The following is a 21,070-nucleotide window of genomic DNA, read 5'->3' as shown; positions in this document are numbered from 1 at the left end:
GTCGTGCGGATCCAAAAAAGAGTGAATTTCCGGCGTCGGTTTGAGTCACCTATACTCAAGTCACTGCTGAAAAAGGATCAGACTTTCAATGGCACTTCCAAAGCACTACCGCATTGATTATCTGTTAAACGGTTCGTTCAAGAGCTTTTACATACGTACCGAGAACATGGATAACGCAGAGGCGTGGCACCACGCGAGTGTGGACGCAGGTCTGGCACGCATCCCCAAATACCGCCTGGAAAAAGTCCAGCGCGTGTCCAAACCCTATGCCGAGCACTTCGGTGTCACTGACGTGGAGTGGGCTCAGGCCTGAGCCACTCCACGTATTGATGTCACCCGCCTGACGTCAGCGGCTGCTTATCTGCTCCAGCGCCAGGTTGCGTGTGCGCGGCCCGAAGCGACCGATGGTGATGATCACGATCAACATGCTGATGACAATGAAGCCCAGCACGCCCGGCGTGCCGAAGTGATCGAGGAATATGCCGATCAGCAGGCTGCTGAACACGGTAGACAGGCGACTGAACGAGTAGCAGAAGCCTACCGCCCGGGCGCGTATATTGGTCGGGAACAGTTCGCCTTGGTACGAGTGGTAACTGAAACTCAGCCATGCGTTGCAGAACGTGATCATGATTCCGCAGAAGACCAGTCCTGCGGCGCTGCTCTGAAACGCAAACAGGCTGCCGAAAATCATCGCTCCGAGCGCTGATCCCACGATCTGCCATTTGTTTTCAAACCGGTTGGCAAACTTCACGAACAACAGCGGACCCAGCGGGTAGGCCAGCGTGATCACAAACGCATAGCCCAGGCTGTGGGTGACACTGAGGCCCTGACCGGAAAGCAGCGCGGGCAGCCAGTTACCGAAGCCGAAGAAGCCGATTGCCTGGAAGACGTGGAACACGATCAGCATGACGGCGCGCCGACGGTAAGGCGGTTGCCAGATATCTGAGAAGCGGCCTTTGCCTTCGAGTGCCACGTTCTGCGGTTCCGGTTGATCCAGCGGCTTGCCGTGGTCTTTGACGCAGCGCGCTTCGATACCGTCCATGATTCGTTCGGCTTCGTCGTAACGTCCTTGCTGCGCCAGCCAGCGAGGTGATTCGGGCAATGCCGAGCGCAACCACCAGACAAAAAGGGCAAACACTGCGCTGCCGATCACCACCCAACGCCAGCCGGAATAACCAAACGGCGACAGAGGCACCAGCCACCATGACATGAGCGCAACGGTTGGGACTGACAGGAACTGAATGAAAAAGGTGAAGGCGAACGCAGAGCTGCGAATACGCTTGGGCACCAGTTCCGCGAGATAAGTGTCGATGGTCACCAGTTCGACGCCCAGGCCGATGCCGACCACAAAACGCATGGCTATAACGCCCAGGGCAGAGGTTTGCAGGCCCATGATCACGGTGGCAACCGTGTACCAGATCAATGCGAAGGTGAAGATTGTCCTGCGCCCTAATCGGTCGGCAACAGGGCTGAGCAGGCTGGCGCCCAGAAACAGCCCGAGAAAGGTGGCAGAGGCAAAAGCCGCCTGATCGGAAAACCCGAACAGGCCTTGATTGCCCGTGGCGAAAATCCCGTCGCGAACCAGCCCCGGACTGATATAGGCGGTCTGGAACAGGTCGTAAAGCTCAAAGAATCCGGCGATGGAAAGCAGGGCAACCAGTCGCCATATCGTCGCAACCGCCGGCAGGCGGTCGATGCGCGCCGAAATCGAGGCGGCTCTTGTTGGGTCACTGACCGAGACGCCTGTCTGGAGTGATGAATTCATCGGTGAGCATCCTGAGTTCTTGTTGGAATCTGGATGGTACTACTGATGATTTGCATTATTTTGTTTCTGAATGCTTCAACGGGTGTTTTCTGAATGAATGATTGTTTAATCGTTAGCACTCTTGGTTTTCTGATTTCCTGTTTTTACTGCTCAGGTTGAGCCGATTGGCCGCCCGTCAGCACCGCCAGCGAAGTGCAGTGCGACGCTGCGAAGGATGTATCAACATGTGTCGCAAAACCTTAGGATGAAGGCCTCGCTTTCTACCTGTCGGGTTCCCGTGACGTACAAATTGCCCACCACCGCTACAGCGCCTTTCTGTCCCTCGGTAACGACTGACAGCGTCAGCATTCCGCCCAACGCATCCTTGCTGCGCAAGATGATGCTGTTCGTTGGCCCTGGCCTGCTGGTGTCGATCGGCTATATGGACCCCGGCAACTGGGCGACCGCCATCGAGGCGGGCTCGCGTTTCGGCTACTCGTTGCTGTTTGTCGTGGTACTGGCCAGCCTGTCGGGTATGGTGCTGCAAAACCTGTGTTCCCGCCTTGGCATTGCGACCGGACGAGATCTTGCGCAGCTGTCTGCCGCTCGCTACAGCCGTAACGTCGCCACAGGTCAGTGGTTGCTGGCAGAGTTGTCGATTATCGCCACCGACCTGGCCGAAGTCCTGGGCGCTGCGCTGGCGTTTCATCTGCTGCTGGGTGTCTCTATCACCACCGGTGTAGCGCTGACCGCTTTCGATACGCTGATCGTGCTGGCCTTGCAGGGCGCCAACTTTCGGCGTCTCGAGGCCATTGTCCTCGGGCTTATCGCTACCATCGCCACTTGCTTTACCATCGAGCTGATTCTGATCAAGCCATTCTGGCCGGATGTCTTCGCCGGTCTGCGGCCGAGCTGGGATGTGCTGAGCAGCCAGGAGCCTTTGTACATTGCCATCGGCATCTTGGGTGCCACAGTCATGCCGCATAACCTTTATCTGCATTCCTCGGTGGTCCAGACCCGGGTCAATGGTTCGGACCTGGTCAGCAAGGCCAGCGCCATTCGTTACGCGCGACTGGACACTGTCGGTTCACTGAGTCTTGCGCTGCTGATCAACGCCGCGATTCTGATCCTCGCTGCAGCAGCCTTCCACACCACCGGCCATACGGAGGTGGTCGAGATTCAGGATGCTTATCACCTGCTCGATCCGCTGGTAGGGGGCGCTATCGCCAGCGTACTGTTCGGCGTGGCATTGTTGGCAGCGGGGCAGAGCTCGACGTTTACCGGCACCATCGCCGGGCAAGTGGTGCTTGAAGGCTTTCTGCAGACGAAGATCCCTTGCTGGCAGCGGCGCCTCATCACTCGTGCACTGGCACTGATCCCGGCGTTGATCGGGGTGATCTGGCTGGGAGACGGCTCGGTCGGCAAAATGCTGGTGCTCAGTCAGGTGGTATTGAGTCTGCAACTGCCATTCGCCTTGTGGCCGCTGATCCGTTTTACCAGCGATCCGCAGCTGATGGGGCCGTTCGTCAACAGCCGCCTGGTAAAAACCGCTGCCTGGGGCCTGTTCGGGTTGATCTCTGCGGCCAACTTGACGTTGCTGTGGTTCTGGATCATCTGAACTCGGGCAGAGCAAGCGACTCTCAACTTGAGACCACCGTCAGCCGTGAGGAAACCCGGACATGAACACACCCCGCGACACTGCAAGCGTGTTCGAGACTGATCTACCGGCCCGTCTGGATCGCCTGCCGTGGGGGCGATTTCACACCTTGCTGGTGGTGGCTCTGGGCATTACCTGGCTGCTCGACGGCCTGGAAGTGACCCTTGCCGGTTCGGTGGCAGGGGCCTTGAAGGCCAGCCCGGCGCTCAACCTCACCAACAGCGACATAGGCCTGGCGGGGGCAGCGTATATCGCCGGCGCGGTGCTGGGCGCGCTGTTCTTCGGCTGGCTGGCCGACCGCCTCGGGCGTCGCAAGTTGTTCTTCATCACCCTGCTGCTGTACGTCGGCGCTACTGCGGCGACGGCTTTCTCGTTCAGTTTCTGGAGCTTCATGCTGTTTCGGTTTCTGACCGGCATGGGCATCGGCGGCGAATACACGGCTATAAATTCGACCATCCAGGAGTTCACCCCGGCGCGCTACAGAGGCTGGGTTGACCTGACCATCAACGGCACGTTCTGGCTCGGCGCAGCATTGGGGGCGATCGGCTCGATTGTGTTACTTGACCCGCAATGGCTGGGCGCGGAGCTGGGCTGGCGCCTGTGTTTTGGAATTGGCGCAGTGCTGGGGCTACTGGTGCTGTTGATGCGCCTGTGGCTTCCGGAGAGCCCGCGCTGGTTGCTGATTCACGGACAATCGGCCGAAGCGAAGAGAATCGTCGAGCAGATCGAAGCGGATCTACAACGTCAGGGCCACACATTGTCAGCGGTCGAGGGCAAGCCCCTGCGCCTGCATGTTCGAGACCATACGCCGCTCGGCGAAGTCGCCCGAACGCTGCTGGTGACGTTTCGACAGCGCTCGCTGGTTGGCCTCACATTGCTGACCGCACAGGCATTTTTCTACAACGCGATTTTTTTCACCTATGCACTGGTGCTGACAGATTTCTACAGCGTGCCCGCAGAGCGAGTGGGCTGGTATGTGCTGCCTCTTGCGCTGGGTAATTTCTGCGGGCCGCTGTTGCTGGGCAGGTTGTTTGACGTGATCGGGCGGCGAGTGATGATCAGCCTGACCTACGGCGTGTCCGGCATCTTGTTGGCAATAAGCGGTTACCTGTTCCAGCAAGGGCTTATGGACGTCACTCAGCAAGCCATCGCCTGGATGGTGATTTTCTTCTTTGCTTCGGCGGCTGCCAGCTCGGCTTACCTGACTGTGGCCGAAACCTTCCCGCTGGAAATTCGCGCCCTGGCAATCGCGGTTTTTTATGCATTCGGCACCGGATTGGGCGGAATGATCGGGCCGACGCTGTTTGGTGAACTGATCGACACCGGCGAACGCAGCAATGTGCTGATTGGTTATCTTGTCGGGGCGGGGTTGATGCTGCTGGCGGCCGTTGTGCAGTCGATCTGGGGCGCGGCCGCTGAACGCAAGTCTCTGGAGGAAGTAGCGAGGCCGTTGTCGCAGGCCGGAGATCGGTAGATCGTCAGATGAACACGCCGCGAAGGCCGTCTACCGATGCTTGTAAACCGATGATGCGCTCGTTGACTTCTCGTGCTTCATGCGGACGAGACGTACGTTCAAGGTACAACAGATGCCCGGCCATGTTGGCCGAGACGCGTTCAAGGTCGTCGGCGGTACGCTGTACGTAGGCCTGGATATCTTTCAACTGCTCAATCTGCACGGATGTTCCCCATTAGGTCGCATCCGAGCGCACTAGCCTGATAAATGAGCGACTCCACCGAGCCTGCCAACACGATTTGTCGGCAACCTGAACAGGTTTCTTTAATGCCTGGCTTAAATAAATTTATCAGGTAGCAGCGGCCCCGCTAATCCTCATCCTGCTCGTCCTGTTCCGTATAGGAATCCAGCAGCTCGGCCAGCGCCAGCGTGCGGTCCAGCCCGCTGCGGCTGGACATGATATCGGCTACTGCCTGCGTGGCGGCGATTCTTGCAGCTTCGCGCTCGGCATCGGTGTTATTGGGCGTGGCAGCTTGCGCAGCCTCAATAATCGATTGCTCAAAGGTATTCATGGTGCTCGCTCTTCGGGTTCAGGTTGCTGTAATACCGAGAATACTGAAGTGTTTCAAGGGCGATCAGTCGCCCTCGTAGGGGAATTCTTCAAGCGTTTGCATCAGCGCAACGCCTTGCGGGCCCTGCATGTTATCCAGCACCCAGCAACTGTTGGCATTTTTGGCCAGTAACAGGCGTGTCGTCTGGCTGGTAACCGGCTGTTGTGGGGCGTCTTTGTAACCCAGGTTATAGGTCATCTCGACCACCGCCTGTTTGTCGGAGTTGGACACCAGCTTCCAGTCGATTGGTTTCTGCACGTCGCCATCTTGCGCATCTGTCCACGGGTTGGCACTGACCGCGCACTGATCGCCGTTCTGACAGGCCCAGTCTTTCTTGAGAAGGCTCAACAGTGGTTTGGACAGGTAATCCGCGCCCCCTTTGCCGTTGACGTAAAAATCCTGATGCTTTTCATAGATCCAGCGCGCGGTATCGACCGGGCTGGCAGCGGGGCAGGCGGCCTGCACGTTGGAGGACAGCAGGCAGGCAATGGCGATGGCAGCAGTTCTGGACATGGAGCAGGCTCGCAGAGAAGGTGGCAGTGATGGTACAGGCTCACGCCTCTGCATTTGTAAGCCAAGCGGACAAAAAAGCAATGGTTTTAAGTTTTGTATCTGGCGCGCCGGATGACTGAAACCGGGTCAAGGGTAATTTCCTTCAATACGCTGTGCGTTGCCGTCATTACCTTGATTCGGTCATTTCTGATCGTGTTCGAGGAGTTCTCTATGAGTTTGCTGATTTCTATGGCTGCGTTTGCTTTGGCGTCGTCCATCACGCCGGGGCCGGTCAACATCGTGGCGCTAAGCGCCGGCGCAAGTTTTGGTTTCTGGCCGGGCATGCGCCATGTGTTAGGCGCAACGCTGGGCTTCACGCTGTTGTTGCTGCTTATCGGTTTCGGCCTGCACGAAACTTTGCAGCAGTGGCCCTTTCTGACCCGGATCATTCAAGGGGCTGGAGTGGCCTTTCTGTTGTACATGGCCTTCCGGCTGGTAACCGATAACGGGCTACTGAGTTTAGGCCAGCAGGGCACTGGCCCATCGATGATACAAGGCGCGGTCATGCAGTGGCTAAACCCCAAAGCCTGGCTGGCGTCGATAGCAGGTATGGGCGTTTTTGTCGCCAATGGCGAGGCTGTATTGGTCTGGCAATTTGCAGCCATCTATTGCGTGGTCTGCTACGTGTCACTCGGCTGCTGGGCCTTTGCCGGGAGCTTCCTGAGCCATTACTTGCGCAACGCGGCGAGGGTGCGCGCGTTCAACCGGTTCATGGGACTGTTGCTGATTGGCTGCGCGTTTTACCTGGTTATCTGATCGTATTCATCACAACCGGTACTGGCCTGGCGTTGCGGCCAGATGTTTTTTGAATTCGCGCTGAAAGTGCGCCTGATCGGAAAAACCGCTTTCGAGTGCGACATCGGCGATCATCTTGCCTTGTTTAAGTTCGGTGCAGGCGTGCTGAATGCGTCGGTTGAGCAGGTAGGCATGCGGCGTAAGGTGATAGTGCTGTTCGAACGAGCGAATCAGGTACGACGCCGACAGGGTGGAGGCTGCGCAGATGTCGGCAAGTTTGATGGAACGAGTGAAGTTCTCGTTGATGTAGTCGGCGGCCCGCGTGACTCGAGCGGAGGGTTGAGGTGGGTGCAGTTGCGCAGCGCCCAATGTGCCCAGCATGAGGGTGAAAAACGATACGGCTGAGCAATGCTTTTGCAACGTATCGAGACTCACGTCGACCAGTGTCTCGTAAAGCGCCGTCAATGCGCTGAACAGGACCGGATTGCAGCTATGCGTGTAGGGCAGCGGCTGAAATCCGGCTGCTGCATCCAGCCTCGCGTCTTGCTGAATATCGCTCAGCCAGTAGCTGTCGACGTAAAGCATCAGGTACGACCACGGCTGGTCATTGATCGGATTGCAGGCATGTACATCGCCAGGGTTCATCAGCACCACGGTGCCTGCCATGACGCGCCGCGATGTCTTTTCGTGCAGATAGGTACTTTGCCCGGCAATGATCGCGCCAATGGAAAAAAATTCATGCGAATGCGGGGCATAACAGACCTTTCTGCCGTCCTCTACCGAGCGTGCCTCGATGAAAGGCAGATGCTCATCGCGCCAGAAGAAAGGATTCACGGTCGAGTGGTTGGGGTGTGTGCTGTTCATGCAGATATCCCTTCAGCAGAGCGACCAGGGTAGCTGAACTGATGAGTCAGAGCGCCACCAAATGTATCCCCACTTTATAAGCGTGAGGAGCAAGAGGCACCGGGCCTAGGCTTGTGGGGCTGCACCGATCATGTTGCATATGTCTGACTGACTCTTTTCGACGCGCCGCGTTGACATGTATTTCGTGACTCTATGTGTCACTCAGGCATGCCAGCGCGAGGCACATGAGATTACTTCTTGATCGGCACGATATCCATGATCTGGCCATTCACTTTCTGAAAACGCACATACTTGTCATTGACCTTTACCCATTCGCTTTCCTTGGCGGGCTCTTCCAGGCCTTTGCTTTTCCAGTCTTTGACTTCGAGGTCGCTGCGGCGATATTTCTCGGGTATGCGGGAACCGAGTTCAAGCTCGTGAACGTTGTCCTTGGACTCGGTGATTTTCGGATCAGGCGTCTCGGCAGCATGAACCGGCAGGGTGACGGCGGAGAAACAGCCGAGCAGGGTCATGCAGGCGATCAGCGATTTGGTATTCATGTGAAGACTCCCAGTCTTAGGTCTCAGTCGGCTTTATGCCATTGGTCATAACTGGGACCTTCACGATTTGGAATCATTCGATCGGTTTTACAGTGCTCAGCCTCGCAGTGCTTCCTCAATGGTTTTTACCAGTGGGGTGGCAGGGCGACCGATCAGTCTGCTCAGCTGGCGGCTGTCGTCAAACAAGGCGCCTTTGGCGGCTGCCGCGTCGGAATCGGCTAACAGATTTGCGACGAAATCAGGCAGGCCGGCTTGAATCAAAGCGGCTTCGAACCCGGTTTGCGTCAGATTGGCGTAAGGCACTGGTTTGCCCGACTGTTTCGACAGCTCGGTGGCAAATTCGGCAAGGGTGTAAGACTCGTCGCCCGCCAGCTCGTAAACGCGACCTGACTGATCTTCTTCCGAGGTCAATACAACCGCTGCAGCCTCAGCGTAATCAAGGCGCGATGCCGAGCTGATTCGGCCTTCGTCGGCGCAACCCATCATCGCACCATGTGCCAGTGCCCCCGGTATGCCTGCCGTGTAATTCTCGGTGTACCAGCCATTGCGCAGCAAGGCGAATGACAACCCGCTGGCGCGCAGGTAGTCCTCGGTCTCGCGATGTTCTTTGGCCAGGCCCAGTGACGAGGCATCAGCGTGCAATACGCTGGTGTAGGCGAGCAATTTGGCCCCGGCGCGCTTGGCTGCATCAATAACTGCCTTATGCTGGGAAAGGCGCTGGCCTATTTCGCTGGAAGAAATCAACAGCACCTTTTCAGCTCCCGCAAATGCGCTGTCCAGGGTCGCGGGTTGCGAATAGTCGGCGTGACGAACCTGGACCCCCAGTGCCGACAGGTCAGCGGCTTTATCGGGGCTGCGTACGGCTGCGATGATCTGTCCGGCAGGAATGCGGACGAGCAGTTGCTCAATGACGAGGCGGCCTAGCTGGCCAGTGGCACCGGTGACAACGATCATGGAATGATTCCTCGAATCGGTTGAAAGGAAGCGTCAGCATAGTCATCATGCTTACCTTTCGTAAGTACGCACAAAAAGGTAAGTGTCATGAGTGAGTCTGCCCCGCAGGTGCCATCTGATACCGTCGAGTCCATGCTGGCCTTTGTTCGCCAGGGACACGTCTTGGCCACTGAGTGCCCCTCAAGGGTCGTGCTCAATCACATTTGCAGTCGATGGGGCGTGCTGGTGCTGGTGGTGTTGCGTGGCGGCGTGCACCGTTTCAGCGAAATGCGACGCAAGATCGGCGGGGTCAGCGAAAAAATGCTCGCCCAGACACTTCAGCATCTGGAGCAGGACGGTTTCGTCAGCCGCAAATCGCTGCCTGTCGTTCCGCCGCATGTCGAGTATCGGTTGACCCCGATGGGCGAAGAGGTTGCTTTGCAGGTCGAGACACTGGTCACCTGGATCGAGACAAGTCTGCCGCGCATCATGCAGGCGCGCGAAGCGTCAGCCGAGGCCCGTGCATTGCCTGCTTGAGGCATTTCTGACAGATTTTTCATCTGGCGAATGTCAGCGCAACTGCCTGTCATCAGTCGCTTCTTGCTATGGTGCGCGCCGAAATATTCATTTACACGTTCAGTTGCGCCGTTTGCCCTTCATCGAGAAGCTGTAGAAATGCCCAATCCAATCCCCCTGAAAGACCACGAGAAAGAGACGCGGCTGGTCAACCAGCGACTGATTGCCTGTGCCGTGCTGGTCGGGCTGCTGGCCACCTGCCTGGTGGCGAGAATGTACTTCCTGCAGGTCACCGAGTTCGAGTATCACTCAACGATCTCCGAAAACAACCGCGTCCATGTACTGCCGATTCCGCCTGAGCGCGGTTTGATCTTTGACCGTAATGGCGAAGTGCTGGCCGACAATCGGCCCAGTTTCAATCTGACCCTGACTCGTGAGCGAGCAGGTGACTGGCACAAGGTTATCGACGAACTGATGACCCTGCTGGAACTGCCGGATGAAGACCGTATTCTGTTCGACAAAGAGCTGAAACAGGTACGTCATCCATTCGAGCCTGCGACCCTCCTGTACGAACTGACCGAAGAGCAGATCGCCACATTGGCAGTCAATCAGTACCTGTTGCCGGGCGTTGATGTCGCGGCTCAGTTCGTTCGTCACTACCCGCTGGGCGCACATTTTGCTCACTCTATCGGTTACGTTGGGCGCATCAACGAAAAGGAAGCGGCGCACCTCGACAACGAGTATCGCGGCACTCAATCCATCGGCAAAACCGGGATAGAGCGCTTCTACGAGTCAGAGCTGCACGGTCATGTGGGTTACGAAGAAGTCGAGACCAATGCCCAGGGGCGCGTACTGCGGGTTCTGAAACACACTGACCCGGTGCCCGGCAAGAACATCACCCTGACGCTGGATGCGCATCTTCAGGCTGCTGCGGAGGACGCGCTGGGTGATCGTCGTGGTTCGGTAGTGGCGCTGGACCCGGAAACAGGCGAGGTGCTGGCGATGGTCAGCAAGCCGAGCTTCGACCCCAATCTGTTCGTGACCGGCATCAGCTTCAAGCAATACGCTGCATTGCGCGATTCCATCGATCGGCCGCTGTTCAACCGCGTGTTGCGCGGTCTGTATGCCCCTGGCTCGACGGTCAAGCCGGAAGTTGCCATTGCCGGCCTCGACAGCGGTGTGGTCACTGCCTCGACCAAGGTCTTCGACCCTGGGTACTTCCAACTGCCGGACTTCGATCACAAGTACCGCAACTGGAACCACAGCGGTGATGGCTGGGTGGACATGGACACCGCGATCATGCGGTCCAACGACACGTACTTCTATACCTTGGCGCACAAGCTGGGCATCGACCGACTGCATGACTACATGACCATGTTCGGCATTGGCCAGAAAGTCTCGCTGGACATGTTCGAGGAGGCCGCCGGGCTGATGCCGTCCCGCGAATGGAAGCGTGCAACGCGCCGTCAGGCCTGGTTCCCCGGCGAGACGGTAATCCTCGGTATAGGTCAGGGCTACATGCAGGTCACGCCATTGCAACTCGCCCAGGCCACTTCGCTGATCGCCAGCAAGGGCGTCTGGCATCGTCCGCATCTGGCGATGGAAGTCGGCAATGCCGCGCCGGTCGATGAGCATCCCATGCCCAATATCGTGCTGCATGACCCCAATGAGTGGAATCAGGTCAACACCGGCATGCAAATGGTGATGCACGATCCGCGCGGTATCGCCCGTGACGCCGCTAAGGGCGCGCAGTACCGGATTGCCGGCAAGAGCGGTACGGCGCAGGTGGTGGCGATCAAGCAGGGTGAACGTTACAACCGTCTCAAGACCCTTGAGCGTAACCGCGACAACGCCTTGTTCGTCGGTTTCGCCCCGGCTGACCATCCGAAGATCGTAGTGTCGGTGACCATCGAGAACGGCGAGGCGGGTGGTCGGGTGGCCGGTCCGGTGGTGCGGGAAATTCTCGACGCCTGGCTGCTCGACAGCGACGGCAAGCTCAAGCCGCAATACGCAGTGCCCACCAAGGCGACGGGCAACCCGCACGCCTGAGCCGTCTGCCCAGGTAGACTGCCTGAGCCCTGAACAGGGCTCAGGTTTTCTGAACTGTCGAGATTCCGTCGGGTCGACCACAACAGGCGTGGCAGAGCGCTACGCCTGTGTGTTCGACCCTTTTATTGCCTCGACAAGGAACCCCTTATGTCCAAGACCATTGCCGATCATTTTGCGCAAACCCTCGCAGCGGCAGGCGTTTCCCACATATGGGGGGTGTCCGGTGACAGCCTCAACGGCTTGACCGATAGCCTGGAACGCATCGACTCGATTCGCTGGATGCACACCCGCCATGAAGAAGTGGCTGCCTTCGCTGCAGGCGCTCAAGCAGCGTCCAGCGGTAAGCTGGCGGTTTGCGCGGGCAGCTGCGGACCTGGCAACCTGCATTTGATCAATGGCCTGTATGACTGCCATCGCAACCGGGTCCCGGTGCTGGCAATTGCCGCGCATATCCCTTCCCCTGAGATAGGCCTGGACTACTTTCAGGAAACTCATCCGCAGGAGCTGTTCAAGGAGTGCAGCCACTTCGTCGAACTGGTCAGCAACCCCGAGCAGTTTCCGCGTGTGCTAGAACGTGCCATGCGTGCGGCCATCAGCCAGAAGGGCGTGGCAGTCATCGTGTTGCCCGGCGACGTGGCGCTCAGCGAGGCTCCGGATGTTGCGGTGAAATGGGTCGCCCCTACGCCGCCGACCGTCGTCCCGGCGGACAACGACTTGCAGTCTATGGCCGAAATGCTCAACGCCTCCAAGGCTGTGACTTTGCTGTGCGGAGCTGGTTGTGAAGGTGCTCACGAGCAGGTCCTCGCCCTGGCCGAAAAGCTGGGCGCACCGATCGTCCATGCCCTGCGCGGCAAGCAGCACGTCGAGTACGACAACCCGTTCGATGTCGGCATGACCGGCCTGATCGGATTCAGCTCCGGCTATCACGCCATGCTGTCCTGCGACACGCTGGTGATTCTCGGCAGCAGCTTGCCTTATCGCAACTTCTATCCGGACAAGGCCGACATCATTCAGATCGACCTTGACCCGACCCAGTTGGGCCGCCGCACCCCAGTGACCCTGGGGCTGGTCGGTGGTGTTCGCGAAACTCTGGACGCGTTGCTGCCCAAGCTTACTCCCCACGCTGACCGACGCTTCCTGGACAAGGCTCTGAAGCATTACGCCAAGGCGCGTGAAGAGCTTGACGAACTCGCCACGCCGACACCGGATGGCACACCGATTCACCCGCAGTACCTTACCCGACTCGTCGACGAGCATGCCGATGCCGACGCCATCTTCACCGTAGACGTGGGGACGCCGACGCTGTGGGCTGCGCGCTACCTGCACATGAACGGCAAACGCAGCCTGCTCGGCTCGTTCAACCACGGCTCGATGGCCAATGCGCTGCCTCAGGCACTGGGTGCCAAGGCCGAACATCCGGACCGGCAGGTCGTCGCCCTGTGTGGTGACGGTGGTTTGTCGATGTTGCTGGGTGATCTGCTGAGCATTCGGCAGTTGAACCTGCCGATCAAACTGGTGGTGTTCAACAACAGTTCACTGGGCTTCGTCGACATGGAAATGAAGGCCGGCGGTTACGTGCCGCATGGCACTGACCTGCACGAAACCAACTTTGCCGGTATCGCCCTGGGCGCTGGCATTCTTGGCCTGCGAGTAGAAAATGCCGAAGAACTGCCCGCAGCGTTGCGCAAGGCCTTTGATCACCCCGGCCCGGTGCTGATCGACGTCGTCACCGCCAAACAGGAGTTGGGCATCCCGCCGAAAATCAAACTGGCGCAGGCCAAGGGCTTCAGTCTGTATATGATGCGCGCGATCATGAGCGGACGAGGCAGCGAAGTGCTGGAGCTGGCCAAGACCAACCTGCGCTAATCGCACTCGGGTGCTACATCGGCTGAGCGGTCAGATGGATGATTGACCCCGTCGCTGGTTTTCACCTGGCCCAGATCGAAAGGGTTCACACCTTCCAGGCAGGCGACGTTGTAACCGTATTCATTGGGGTTGGAACGTCGCTGATGGTGGGTGTAGATCCCGCATCTTCCGCAAAAATAATGCTCGGCGGTGCGTGTGTTGAATTGATACAGCTTCAACACACTCTGCCCATGAATCACCCGAACGCCGTCTTTCGCCACAGTGGCCACCACAGCACCTCTGCGCCTGCACAGCGAGCAATCACAACGTCGCGGGTCAACAACGCCGTCCGGTAAATCGAGCTCCAGCATGATCGCGCCGCAATGGCACGAGGCGCGGTGGACAGGTTTGATGTCGGTAGGGCCGACTTTCTTGATCATGTCTTTTCCTCTTGTTTGATATTAAATCGCGCAGTCGTTACTCATTTCATGTTCTCGCAATGGCGTGCTTTCAAATTAAAGCAGACCGGCAGGTAAAGCTTGCTACAACACGGCCGAAACAAATGGATGGAGGCAGGACAGGCTACGGCAGGCTAATTATCGAATCATCTCTGGTTATAAAAACGTCAGTGCTTATAAAGCGTTGGGCCACAGTGATTTTTATAGAAAGTTTGCGAGTCACGAGGTCTGTAATGCTTAGAAATGCTCCTTTGAGTATGAAACTGCTGCTTATTCTAATCTTCCCACTGCTGGGTTTTCTGGCCTTTGCAGGTCTCTACGTCGCTGACAAAAGCGAGACGCTGGGTGACAACAGTCGCGCGGTTACTGCGACCAGCGTTGCCCGTACGCTGAGTGATGTGGTTACCACATTGCAGCGCGAACGCGGCGCCAGTGGCGTATTCCTGGGCAGCGGCGGCAAAACCATGCAGGACAAGCTGCGAAGCCTTCGTCAGGAAACCGACAAGGCCATGGTCGAAATGCGCGCGCAATCGACTGAAGGCCTTTCCGGAACGGAGAACGTGTCGCGTGCGCTGGATGACGTCATCGCACTGCGCCTGAAAGTCGATGCGCTGGCGATCAACAATACCGAGTCCGGTGCGCGCTTCACCGACATCATCAAAGTCTTGATCGGCTTTACTTACTCTCTCGAAGCCACGATTGAAGACCCGCAAATACTGCGTGCCCTGAGCTCCCTCAACCAATTCGTTGACATGAAAGAGCGCGCAGGTCGTGAACGTGTATTGCTGGGCCTGGCGTTCAACCAGAACCGTTTCGACGCGGCACTGTTATCACGCTTCAGTCGCAACCTGGGCGAGTTCTCCGGTTATTACGAAGCCTTTCAGCGTTGGTCCCCTGAAGTGTTCAAAACCAAATTGAACGCTGTTTTGCAGCAACCTGCTTCGCTGGAAGTCGCGCGTCTGCAGCGTCTGGGTTTTGATACGCCATTGGGCGACCCACTCAATGTAAAACCGGAAGACTGGTTCAACCTTGCAACGTCGCGTATCGACATGATGGCTCAGGTGGAAACCGAGTTGGGACAGACCGTCGTAAGCCTGGCCTCTGATGCGCGCAACGAGGCGGAGCGCAGCCTGTATGTGGCCATCGGGACGGTGGTCATGATGCTGATAGTCGTGCTCTGGCTGGCGTCGGTGATCATCCGCAACATCAAGATTGCAGTGGTGGACGTGAACCGCACGCTGGTTGCGCTCTCCACCCGCGACCTGACCGCAAGAACGCGTTATACCGGCAAAGACGAGTTTGGCGAGATCTCACGCAACCTGGACAACATGGCGCAACAGATCAGCGACGTCATTCGCGAGATCGGCAGCGCCACAGCGCAGGTTGCCACGGCGGCCGAACAGTCTTCGGCCGTCGCGCTGCAGACCAGCCAGAACGTGGCACAGCAACGTCAGGGCACTGATCAGGTGGCCACTGCCATCAGCCAGATGAGCTCGACGGTCAAGGACGTTGCACGCAGCACCACCGATGCGTCGGAAATGTCGCAACGGGTCAATGCCAGCACGATGCAGGGCAAGGCCGAAATCGAAAACACCATCAGCCTGATTCAAGGACTGTCGCTTCAGGCGCAGCAAACTTCGCAGATCATTGGCGAGCTCAAGGGCGAGAGCAACTCTATTTCCTCGGTCCTCGATGTGATCCGTGGCGTCGCCGACCAGACCAACCTGCTGGCGCTCAACGCGGCCATTGAGGCTGCACGTGCAGGCGAGCAAGGTCGCGGCTTTGCGGTAGTTGCGGACGAAGTGCGCAACCTGGCCAAGAAGACCCAGGACTCTACCGTCAGCATCCAGCAGATGATCGCCAACCTGCAATCGGGTTCCGAACGTGCCGCCGCTTCAATGCAGGAGACTCTGGGCAAAGCGCAGGAGGGCGCCAGCAACGTGGTGCGCGCCGGCGAGCTGCTGGAAGAAATTGCCGAAGGCATCGCCAGCATCAGCGACCGCAATATCCAGGTGGCCTCGGCCGCCGAGGAGCAAAGCCTGGTTGCCGAAGAAATCCATCGCAATGTCCACGACATCAACGCGCTGGTCATCCAGGTCAGCGCCGGTGCCGAGCAGACAGCCGTCACCAGCCGCGAACTGGCTCGATTGGCCGAGCAGCAACAAGGGTTGGTGGGGCGCTTCAAGGTGAGCTGATCACCAGGCGTCATGCATCTGTACAAAGGCTTGGAAGCGAAAGCTTTCAGGCCTTTTTGTTATTCGAATTCTGTATCGGTCTGTGACCACTCAGTCAGGATTCTGTGTAACTGCAGATCCCTCATACAGTTATGTAGTGCTTTAAAATAATAACTACATAATCGTTGACGCATCTCCTTTGCCCTTGCATCATGCAGCTGTCTCCCTGATCGGGAGCGCTGCAAATAGGTACTGAACGGGCTCGGCAAACCGTCGAGATGTTCCTGGATGTAGGCTGCCCACAAGGCAGATTGATGGAGCTGAACTGGCATTGTCGTCGATAAGGGCGAGAAGCTGGCGAAATGTCCTCATGATGCTTGTAACGGATCGATTGATGATCCTGGGCCGGATCTTTGGGTTTCGTGACTTCTTTTCTCTGCGCTGATGCTGTTGTGTAGCGGCTTTTCATCAGGGCTACCTGCATGTCCTTTAGGGCTGGAACCGTGTTCGACGAGTTTCGTCGATGAACGTCCGGCGCATGAACTTGATGCATCAACTATCGAACAGTCTGCGAGCGAAGGAGCGTCACCATGAATATCAACAATCAACCGACTATCGATGAGCTGGCTCGTCTGTTTGCCGCGCGCAAAGATACGCTGGACAACCACATCGTCTGGATCGCCGATTCAGGTGAAGTGCATGTCGACCCTATGTCGCCGTTCACGCAGGAAAGCGAGTTTCGCGATGCGCACCCGCACATGCGCACGGCACTGAAGATGTTCCGCCGCGGTCAGGGTTATGTCGGCAAGAAAGCCGCAGCTGACCGCACTTTTATGGAAAACACATTGCAGGCACTGAAAAGTGAATGGCTGAAGACCCGGCGGCACGCTCATTCTCAGGTGGCGTGATTTAAAGATGCTTTAAGTCTTGAGCCCTGAAGCCTGTTCCCGATCCTGATCGGGAGCAGGCTTTTTGGTTTTAAGTACCGAGAAGAACAATTGCCTTATCGGTTGTACAAAGTGATTTTGCTGGTATAGATTCCGGCAATGAGTCAGTGCATCTGACTTGTCTCATTCCCAGCCTGCCATCGAAGTTATGGCAGTGCCTATACAGAGGTTGCCGATGCGTGCACCACAGTGGTTATGGCTGGTTATCCTGCTCAGCGCAAACGCTTCGGCGGACTGGCATGAGGCATTGCCCAATGCTCAAGTGGTAGGCGGCGGTGACCTCAGTCTGTTCGGCTTTCGTATCTATACCGCCAGGCTTTTGAGCCCCTCCAAACCTTTTGTGGCAGATGCTCCACTGGCCCTTGAGCTCACCTACCATCGCGCCATTGATCGCGAAGATCTGGTTGATGCCAGCATCGATGAAATCAAGCGCATTTCCGGGCCGACGGTGACTGCCGGGCAACTGAGCGAGTGGCGCGAGCAAATGAATCAATCATTTGTCGACGTTCAGCCGGGCATGAAGATTACAGGCGTCTATCTGCCTGGGCGCGAGGCGCGTTTCTATGTCGGCGACAAGCTCCAGCATGTCGTGCCGGACGGCCAGTTTGCCAAGGCGTTCTTTTCCATCTGGCTTGACCCGAAAACCCGTAACCCCGAGCTTCGGGAACAGCTACTGGGCAGCAAAGGTTCATGATCGATTCTGGAGGGCTCATGCTCAGAAAATGGATGTTGATGGTTTGCCTCGGTCTTGGGCTGGGCGGTTGCGGCGGTGTGCCAGTCAGTCACTACAGCCAGGAAGCGCCCAAACTTGATTTGCGCGAGTACTTCACTGGGCGTGTCGAAGCCTGGGGGATGTTTCAGAAACGCTCAGGTGAAGTCGCCAAGCGCTTTACCGTCGTGATCAATGGCCACAGCGATGGAGAAGTGCTGGTCATGCACGAAGCGTTCAGTTACAGCGACGGCACCAAACAAGTACGGGAATGGCGCTTGCGTCCCGACGGTCCGGGCCGCTGGAAGGGCACCGCAGGCGACGTGGTCGGGGAGGCGTCCGGCGAAGTGGCAGGCAACAGCTTTCACTGGAATTACGTGCTCAGACTGCCGGTGGACGGCACTGAATATGACGTCAGTCTGGATGACTGGATGTACCTGATCGATGAGCGGACGCTGGCTAACCGATCGTCGATGACCAAGCTGGGCGTCGAGGTCGGGCAGATCACGTTGTTCTTTCGCAAGCCCGAGAAGTAAGCAACGCCTTGCCGCAAGGCGTTGTGTGACCTGAACTGCGATCAACCGCCAGTCATGTTCATGAAGCGCACTACCTGGACGCCATCGTCGTGAGTGAAGTTGTGGCTCCAGGGCTTCAACTGCATGGCGTCGATGATGGCCTTCTCAAGTTTTTGCGGCTGACCGGGGTTGGCGCGCAGCACTGACTTCAAGTCCGCCGAGTGTTCATTGCCCAGGCACAGCAGCAAGCGGCCCTCTACGGTAAGCCGCACACGATTGCAGGTGCCGCAGAAGTTGTGGCTGTGCGGAGAAATGAAACCAATACGAATGTTTGGCGCTTCGGCCAAGCGCCAGTAGCGCGAAGGCCCCTGAGTCGAATCGGTGGAGGGCACCAGCGTATAACGCTCGGCAATGCGCTCGCGGACCTGATCACTGGAGTAAAAGGATTCGGCGCGACTGTGCTCGCTGATGACACCCAGGGGCATTTCTTCAATGAACGAGATATCGAGGTTGCGATCAATGGCGAACGCCACCAGATCATTGATCTCGTCGTCGTTGCGCCCGTGCATTACCACGCAGTTGAGCTTGGTGTGTACAAAACCGGCGGCGTTGGCAGCGTCGATCCCGGCAATGACCTTTTGCAGATCCCCGGTACGGGTCAGTTCGCGAAAACGTTGCGGGTCCAGGCTGTCCAGGCTGATGTTCAAGCGCGTGACGCCAGCCTTGAACAGTGGCTCGGCGAGTTTATCCAGCTGCGAGCCGTTGGTGGTCATGCACAGTTCGCGAAGGCCGGGCAGGGCGGCAATACGCTCACAAAGCCCAACCACGCCTGCGCGGACCAAAGGCTCACCACCGGTAAGACGGATTTTTCGGGTGCCCAGTGCGACGAAGCGCTCAGCTACCTGAAGTATTTCTTCCAGTGACAGAATCTGTTGTCGCGGCAGAAACGTCATCTCTTCGGCCATGCAGTACACGCAGCGGAAATCGCACCGGTCGGTGACCGACATGCGCAGATAATCGACTTTGCGTGCAAAGCGGTCCATCAAAACCGGTTCTGACATTTCACCTTCTAACTGTTTGATAGAACTGTATTCCGTTTGGAGGCCAGCGACTTACAGGGGTTCAGGTCTTTTGCAGACTGAGTGCTGTGTGGCGCTGGGGTACAGGCTGGCAGAGTGCCTCGATCAGTCTTCATAGTAGCTAGTGAGGACAGGGTTGCACAGGCTGGATATGTGTCACGCTAACCGAGACGAAATGCCGCAGTCCAATTGCTTGTTCCGATACGCCCATCGACCTGCTCTATTACCGCTGCCAGGGTTGCCTCATGTGTCAGGATTGGCCGAAGCGCTACGCTCGTAACGCTCCAGCAACGGCTGGATGCTGATGCCATGCAGCAAGATACTCAAGGCCACCACTGACAGCGTCATGCCGATCACAACATCCCCGACATCGTCCGCCAAGCCATGGGAAAGGGCAAAGCACAGGTAGTAAAGACTGCCGATGCCGCGAATGCCGAACCAGCCGACCAGTGCCTTCTGTTTCCGGTTTAGCAAACGTCGACTGATCAGCAGCCAGACACTGACCGGGCGGATGACGCAGAACAACGCCAGCCCCAGGCCAATGGCGCGCCAGTCCCAATAAGTGGCCAGCGCAGCGCCCAGCAAGGTGATCAGCAGTACCTCCATTGCGCGCTCCACCAGACTGCCGAACGCCAGCATATCGCCCATCATCACGCCGGCGGCCAATTGTGAATCGCTCAGGTCATCGGATTCGGCCACGGTGCCTTTTTCCAGTGATGCTGTCATGTGCCCGAGCACCGGCTGTGCCACGTGCTCTGAGGGCAGTTCCGAGCGGGTGACGCGCACTTCGGCCTGACGCAAGCCAAAGCCTGCGGCGAATACCGAGAGAAAACCAAAGGCTCCTACGCTTTGGGCAACTACATAAGCCAGCGCAATAAGCGCCAGGGCCAGGAAGTCGTTGGGGGAGGTGGTGCTGTCGGCATTCTTGATGCGCAAGAAAATCATCAGGTGGCCAACCCCTCGTCCCATGCCATAACCGATCAGAAGGCCAGCGGGTACTGCCCAGATCAGGTCCTTGATCAGCCAGTCCTGTACCCAGTTGGCCATCCCTCCGCCGGAAGTCAGATAGAGCAGCGCAAAAATAACGAATGGGAACGCGGTACCGTCGTTTAGCCCTGCCTCGCCCGACAAGCCGAAACGCAGGCGATCCTGATCTTGCGCACTGTTGACCTGCACCATCCCCGCCAGTACCGGGTCGGTGGGTGAAAGCATGGCGCCGAGCAATAAGGATATGGTCCAGTCGATACCGAATATGTAATGAGCGGCAACACTTACCCCGGCGATCGTCGCCAGCATCACCGGCCCGGCCAGCCAATAAGCCGAGTGCCAGGCTTTGCCCTTTAACGGCAAGCGCAGCTTGATACCGGTACCGAATAGTGAAAACAGCACGGCCACTTCAGTCAGGCGCTCAAGCCATTCATGCGACGCCTTGAAGTCGAGATCGACAATATCGAGGCCCATCGGGCCGATGCTGAAACCGAACGCCAGACAGACTGCCGACGTTGTCACCGGCATCCAGCGCAAAAAGGAAGAGGTCAGTGCCAACAGCATCAATAAAACGCCGAGCACGCCCATGCAGACCAGAAAACTCATAGAGAAAGAACCACCGTTGAATGCGCCTTGAGAAGAGGGCGTAACGGTGGGACTGCCCTATGCGGTAATAAGTTGAAATAATTTGCCGAGCGGTTTG

21 protein-coding genes are annotated in these 21,070 nt (G+C 57.6%); 11 read left to right on the top strand and 10 right to left on the bottom strand.

Translation table 11 applies throughout. From position 1 onward, the window contains the following. Positions 1-88 precede the first annotated feature (88 nt). The gene (locus I9H09_RS14210; RefSeq protein WP_005893272.1) at positions 89-313 is read left to right on the top strand and encodes a DUF6555 family protein; all 225 of its coding nucleotides are present in this window, start codon (positions 89-91) and stop codon (positions 311-313) included. A 33-nt stretch (positions 314-346) separates the two neighbouring features. On the opposite strand, the gene I9H09_RS14205 is transcribed toward I9H09_RS14210, so the two are convergent. After that, positions 347-1,765 (bottom strand): MFS transporter, encoded by a 1,419-nt coding sequence (locus I9H09_RS14205; protein WP_122313189.1) that lies wholly within the window; start codon positions 1,763-1,765, stop codon positions 347-349. Between the two features lie 277 nt (positions 1,766-2,042). On the opposite strand from I9H09_RS14205, the gene I9H09_RS14200 reads away from it, so the two are divergent. After that, complete coding sequence (locus I9H09_RS14200) at positions 2,043-3,362, top strand: Nramp family divalent metal transporter (protein WP_122325083.1); 1,320 nt, start codon at positions 2,043-2,045, stop codon at positions 3,360-3,362. A 61-nt stretch (positions 3,363-3,423) separates the two neighbouring features. After that, positions 3,424-4,875 carry an MFS transporter gene (locus tag I9H09_RS14195; RefSeq protein ID WP_024669109.1) on the top strand — a complete coding sequence of 484 codons (1,452 nt, stop codon included), beginning with the start codon at positions 3,424-3,426 and terminating at the stop codon, positions 4,873-4,875. A 4-nt stretch (positions 4,876-4,879) separates the two neighbouring features. Here the strand turns inward: I9H09_RS14195 and I9H09_RS14190 are convergent, their stop codons facing one another. The 3 genes from I9H09_RS14190 to I9H09_RS14180 form a co-directional block, all read right to left on the bottom strand. Further along, positions 4,880-5,077 carry a hypothetical protein gene (locus I9H09_RS14190; protein WP_005893264.1) on the bottom strand — a complete coding sequence of 66 codons (198 nt, stop codon included), beginning with the start codon at positions 5,075-5,077 and terminating at the stop codon, positions 4,880-4,882. 145 nt (positions 5,078-5,222) lie between these two features. Next, positions 5,223-5,426 (bottom strand): hypothetical protein, encoded by a 204-nt coding sequence (locus I9H09_RS14185; RefSeq protein ID WP_005893261.1) that lies wholly within the window; start codon positions 5,424-5,426, stop codon positions 5,223-5,225. Between the two features lie 63 nt (positions 5,427-5,489). Beyond that, complete coding sequence (locus tag I9H09_RS14180) at positions 5,490-5,978, bottom strand: DUF3828 domain-containing protein (RefSeq protein WP_024689890.1); 489 nt, start codon at positions 5,976-5,978, stop codon at positions 5,490-5,492. 210 nt (positions 5,979-6,188) lie between these two features. Here I9H09_RS14180 and I9H09_RS14175 point away from each other — a divergent pair, with 210 nt between their 5' ends. Then, positions 6,189-6,773 (top strand): LysE family translocator, encoded by a 585-nt coding sequence (locus I9H09_RS14175; protein ID WP_024669112.1) that lies wholly within the window; start codon positions 6,189-6,191, stop codon positions 6,771-6,773. 9 nt (positions 6,774-6,782) lie between these two features. On the opposite strand, the gene I9H09_RS14170 is transcribed toward I9H09_RS14175, so the two are convergent. The 3 genes from I9H09_RS14170 to I9H09_RS14160 form a co-directional block, all read right to left on the bottom strand. Beyond that, positions 6,783-7,616, bottom strand: coding sequence for an AraC family transcriptional regulator (locus I9H09_RS14170; RefSeq protein WP_024689891.1), 834 nt, complete (start codon positions 7,614-7,616; stop codon positions 6,783-6,785). 230 nt (positions 7,617-7,846) lie between these two features. After that, a complete protein-coding gene (locus tag I9H09_RS14165) occupies positions 7,847-8,155 on the bottom strand; it encodes an RcnB family protein (RefSeq protein ID WP_005893256.1) in 309 nt (102 codons plus the stop codon). 96 nt (positions 8,156-8,251) lie between these two features. Next, entirely contained in the window at positions 8,252-9,109 is an 858-nt protein-coding gene (locus I9H09_RS14160) for an SDR family oxidoreductase (RefSeq protein ID WP_005893255.1), read from the bottom strand. Positions 9,110-9,196: 87 nt separating this feature from the next. On the opposite strand from I9H09_RS14160, the gene I9H09_RS14155 reads away from it, so the two are divergent. From I9H09_RS14155 to poxB, 3 genes are all read left to right on the top strand, one after another. Next, positions 9,197-9,625, top strand: a complete 429-nt coding sequence (locus tag I9H09_RS14155; RefSeq protein WP_005893254.1) for a winged helix-turn-helix transcriptional regulator — start codon at positions 9,197-9,199, stop codon at positions 9,623-9,625. A gap of 138 nt (positions 9,626-9,763) precedes the next feature. After that, positions 9,764-11,653 (top strand): penicillin-binding protein 2, encoded by a 1,890-nt coding sequence (gene mrdA, locus I9H09_RS14150; RefSeq protein WP_005893253.1) that lies wholly within the window; start codon positions 9,764-9,766, stop codon positions 11,651-11,653. A 147-nt stretch (positions 11,654-11,800) separates the two neighbouring features. Further along, positions 11,801-13,519, top strand: a complete 1,719-nt coding sequence (gene poxB / locus I9H09_RS14145; RefSeq protein ID WP_054990994.1) for a ubiquinone-dependent pyruvate dehydrogenase — start codon at positions 11,801-11,803, stop codon at positions 13,517-13,519. Here poxB and I9H09_RS14140 read toward each other — a convergent pair. Then, positions 13,516-13,938, bottom strand: coding sequence for a GFA family protein (locus I9H09_RS14140; RefSeq protein WP_053481386.1), 423 nt, complete (start codon positions 13,936-13,938; stop codon positions 13,516-13,518). The genes poxB and I9H09_RS14140 overlap by 4 nt on opposite strands. A 296-nt stretch (positions 13,939-14,234) precedes the next feature. Between I9H09_RS14140 and I9H09_RS14135 the strand changes: the two genes are divergently transcribed. The 4 genes from I9H09_RS14135 (at position 14,235) to I9H09_RS14120 (ending at position 18,322) form a co-directional block, all read left to right on the top strand. Then, positions 14,235-16,151: a methyl-accepting chemotaxis protein gene (locus I9H09_RS14135; RefSeq protein WP_024689892.1), complete on the top strand. Its 1,917-nt coding sequence runs from the start codon at positions 14,235-14,237 to the stop codon at positions 16,149-16,151. Between the two features lie 569 nt (positions 16,152-16,720). Next, positions 16,721-17,038 carry a hypothetical protein gene (locus tag I9H09_RS14130; protein ID WP_005893245.1) on the top strand — a complete coding sequence of 106 codons (318 nt, stop codon included), beginning with the start codon at positions 16,721-16,723 and terminating at the stop codon, positions 17,036-17,038. A gap of 214 nt (positions 17,039-17,252) precedes the next feature. Continuing rightward, on the top strand, positions 17,253-17,771 hold the full coding sequence (locus tag I9H09_RS14125) for a chalcone isomerase family protein (RefSeq protein WP_122346289.1): 519 nt from the start codon (positions 17,253-17,255) through the stop codon (positions 17,769-17,771). A gap of 17 nt (positions 17,772-17,788) precedes the next feature. Next, the gene (locus tag I9H09_RS14120) at positions 17,789-18,322 is read left to right on the top strand and encodes a DUF3833 domain-containing protein (RefSeq protein WP_122313195.1); all 534 of its coding nucleotides are present in this window, start codon (positions 17,789-17,791) and stop codon (positions 18,320-18,322) included. A 41-nt stretch (positions 18,323-18,363) separates the two neighbouring features. Here I9H09_RS14120 and moaA read toward each other — a convergent pair whose 3' ends face one another. Together moaA and I9H09_RS14110 are read right to left on the bottom strand one after the other, a co-directional pair. Then, positions 18,364-19,362 (bottom strand): GTP 3',8-cyclase MoaA, encoded by a 999-nt coding sequence (gene moaA / locus I9H09_RS14115; protein ID WP_122346288.1) that lies wholly within the window; start codon positions 19,360-19,362, stop codon positions 18,364-18,366. A gap of 261 nt (positions 19,363-19,623) precedes the next feature. Next, entirely contained in the window at positions 19,624-20,973 is a 1,350-nt protein-coding gene (locus tag I9H09_RS14110; RefSeq protein ID WP_122313196.1) for a cation:proton antiporter, read from the bottom strand. Between the last annotated feature and the right edge of the window lie 97 nt (positions 20,974-21,070).

The organism is Pseudomonas tremae (assembly GCF_023278125.1).
Classification (GTDB): Bacteria; Pseudomonadota; Gammaproteobacteria; order Pseudomonadales; family Pseudomonadaceae; genus Aquipseudomonas; species Aquipseudomonas tremae.
This window is presented reverse-complemented; position numbering and strand designations above follow the sequence as displayed.